This is a genomic window from Deltaproteobacteria bacterium (assembly GCA_016234845.1).
GTDB lineage: Bacteria > Desulfobacterota > Deferrimicrobia > Deferrimicrobiales > Deferrimicrobiaceae > JACRNP01.
Genome location: JACRNP010000155.1, coordinates 1 through 3373, shown reverse-complemented (window position 1 = coordinate 3373; position 3373 = coordinate 1). Strand labels below are relative to the sequence as shown.

The 3373-nt window shown below is 67.8% G+C and carries 3 protein-coding genes; all 3 read left to right on the top strand.

Annotated elements, in window-relative coordinates; all coding sequences use genetic code 11:
* Positions 1–761, top strand: a 761-nt coding sequence (locus HZB86_10450) for a caspase family protein (protein ID MBI5905944.1), incomplete at its 5' end; no start/stop codon positions are given.
* 256 nt (positions 762–1017) lie between these two features.
* On the top strand, positions 1018–3093 hold the full coding sequence (locus HZB86_10445; GenBank protein ID MBI5905943.1) for a hypothetical protein: 2076 nt from the start codon (positions 1018–1020) through the stop codon (positions 3091–3093).
* Between the two features lie 94 nt (positions 3094–3187).
* Positions 3188–3373 (top strand): hypothetical protein (locus HZB86_10440; GenBank protein MBI5905942.1); only part of this gene is annotated, 186 nt, incomplete at its 3' end.

Below are 3373 nucleotides of genomic sequence, written 5' to 3'. Positions count from 1 at the left end.
CGCGCATCCTGATCGACGCGCGCGCCACCACGAAAGCGATCCTGGATGGCCTCGCGTGGCTGACCGATGGCGCCGCCCGGGGCGATTCCCTCGTTTTCCACTACTCCGGCCACGGCTCGCAGGTCCCCGATCGGAACGGGGCCGAGAAAACCGACCGGCTCGACGAGATCCTGTGCCCGTACGACCTCGACTGGGACCGCCCGCTCACCGACGACGACCTCGCCGCCGCATGCACCGCCGTCCCCAAAGGCGCCCTCCTCACCGTCATACTGGACTGCTGCCACTCCGGCACCGGACTGCGCGAATTCGTCCCCACGGCTGCCCACGTCTATTCCAGACTGTTCGACTGCGCCGCCACCGCCTGCGAGTGCCTTCCGCCCACATCGGTCGGACCGGCCGCCCGAACCCGCCCCCGGTTCCTTGCGCACCCCGGCGCGCCGTACCCGGCTCCACCCTGCCCCCGCCGCCCCGCCCGCCGCTTCGGCGTCGGCGTCACCCGCAGCAACGCGGTCCTGATCGCCGCCTGCCGCGACGACCAGACGTCCGCCGACGCGTTCATCGACGGCGGCTACCACGGCGCCCACACGTATTACCTCTGCCGCGCGCTCCGCGAAGCGGACCGGTCCGCGACGTACCGCGACATCGTCGCCGCCGCCGGCGCCTCCATAGCCCGCGCCGGCTTCGATCAGATCCCCCAGCTCGAAGGTCCGGCCCCCCTCCTTTCCTCTCCGTTCCCGGGGAACGGGCGCGGCACCGTGTGAGGAAAGGTTTTCCCAACGCCGATCCGAAATCGGTTCCCCTCCACATCGCCTGATCCCCGGCAGATCCCGCCGTACGGATTCGGCGCCCTTATCAGGAATAACGTACAACTTCCTGACCTTACATACCTTTTCCTTGCCCTCGGACTGCTATTTCGGTAATATTAACCACCAGATTCCGGCGTACGCCCAGACCTACGAGACGCGCATCCAATGACACCCGGAAGGTCTCGTAAACGATCCTACCGGAGGGCAATGCTTGGAGCCGAAGTGGTACTTGGTAAAGACAAAATCCCTGAATGAAAACAGGGTGTTCACTCGCCTGACCGGTGCCGGGTACGACGTCCTCTTCCCGAAGATCAGCAGGAAGTCGAAACGCAGCCGCGGGGTCTTCGAGATCCGCCCGCTCTTCCCGACCTATCTTTTCGTCCGGTTCGAGGGCGATGAGCTGAAGACCATCAAGTACACGCACGGGGTGGCCCGCGTCATCTGCTTCGGTCCCGAGCCGCAGGAGGTGGGGGAGGAGATCATCGCCGCGGTCCGCGCGCGGATGAACGAGGAAGGCGTCGTCAAGCTCGAACCGAAGAAGCTTTCCCTTGCCGCGGGGCAGAGGGTCAAGATCCACGAAGGCCCTCCTTCTCCTCGACGCCGTTTCCAGCTATCGCCTCACCATCGAGAAACAGGCGCTCGAGTCGTAAGCGTCGCCCGGCGGGAGGAGGCCCGTCGAGGCGATTGTTTGACAGTACTGTTTCCTGCAATGAACGACAATGTTCGTATGATGAAAGCGGGCGACAGAGTGCCGGACCCCCGCCGGTCCTGCGGATTCGCAGGCCGAATGGGCGGTAGCCTGCGCGCCCGTCGCAATGTCGTGCCGGGTTCCGTCGTCCTCCTCCTTGTGGGCCTCGGAGCGCTGGCCGCGGCCCCCGCCCGCGCCGCCGACCTGTTCCTGGCGGGGGAGCGGGAGATCTACCTGGCCGTCGACAAGCTGAACGCGATGGGACAGCTTCCCGGCTTCCTCGCCAACACGCGCCCGTACTCGATTGCCGCCGTCCGGGCCGCCCTCGACAACAGCAACGCCGCCTCCATGGGGTACGGTTTCGACGCGCAGTTGGCCCGCTGGGTTTCGTATGCGACGAGGAGCACCGCGTTCGCGCGCGGGACCGCCGGGGTCGCGGCCTCCGAAAAGCGCGAGACCCGCATAAACGAGGGTGGCGTCCCCACTCCCAAAGGGCTGTCCGCCCACCTGTCCGCCATCGCCCGCGAGGAGTCGTCGCCGAACGTCTCCGCCCATGCCTCCGCATCGGCCTTCTTCGGCGAAAGCGGCGACACCGGCACCCGCGTCGGGGAAACCGCCATCGAGGCCGGCGTCCCGTACGCCTCCCTCCAGGCCGGGAAGATCGCCGCCTGGTACGGCCCCGGCCGCCGCGGCGCCCTCCTCTTCACCAACAACGCGCAGAGCTACCCCGGCGTCCGCCTGCGCAATCCGGTCCCGATCCCGCTCACCGGCTTCTTCTCGTTCCTCGGCAACGTGCAGTACGACATCTTCCTCGCCCGCCTCGAGGGGGACCGCCCCATTCCGCGCCCGCTGCTGAACGGCATGCGGCTGGCCGCGCGCCCCAACCGGTACTTGGAAGTCGGCCTCTCCCGCGCCATCCATTACGGCGGGGAGGAGCACGGCAACGGCGTCGGCGACTGGTGGCGCTCGTTCCTGGGCACCCGCGACAACCAGGAAGGGTTCAGCGGCAACCAGCTCGGCGGGTTCGACGTCACGGTCACGCTCCCTTCCCCGAGCCAGCCGGTCCAGGCGTATCTGGAGATGGCGGGGGAGGACGAGGCGAAGATCCTGGGCACCCCGATCCCCGGCCCCACCAAGTGGGCCTACGTGGGCGGCGTCTTCCTGCCCGCTCTTCTCGGCAATCCGGCGTTCGACCTGCGCCTCGAATACGCCGACAACCAAAGCGGCGGCGACGGCGCGGCCTGGTACATCCACGGCTCCTCCGGCGGCGGTTACGCCCACTCTTACCGCGGCCGGATCCTCGGCCACCCGATGGGAACCGACGCGAAGGACCTCTCCCTCCAGGGACACTACTTCTTCCTCCCCTCGACCTATCTGGAGGTGACGCTGGCCCGCACCGACCGGTACGTTCCCGGCCCCGAAAAGGAGCGGACGAATCGCACCTCCGCCGGCCTCGTCGGCTGGCTCTCCGAGCGCGTGCGCGCCGAAGGGGAGATCGCCCTCGAAAAGGTGGACAACCCCGGCGGCATCCCCGGCTCCGCCGCATCCGACGCCTCCTTCCGCGTGGGGTTCTCGTACCAGCTCGGAATCGGGAAATGAAGCGCCGTTTGACGGGTTTCCGCCGGGTGGGTAGGATGTGGACCAGCACCGCTTCCCCCGTCGACACATCAGAGATTTCCTCCGGAAGGTGAACATGAATAGTCTCTGGCGACTTCTGATGAACGTCCCGGTCCTGCTGCTGCTCGCGGCAAGGCCGGTCTTCGCCGCCGACGCGCCTGCCCTCCCCCCCGGCGTCACCCCGCAGCAGGCCGAGGCGGCGAAGCAGATGATCCAGTCCGGCGCCCCGCTCCCCCCCGAGGCGCAAAAAGCCCTACAGGCG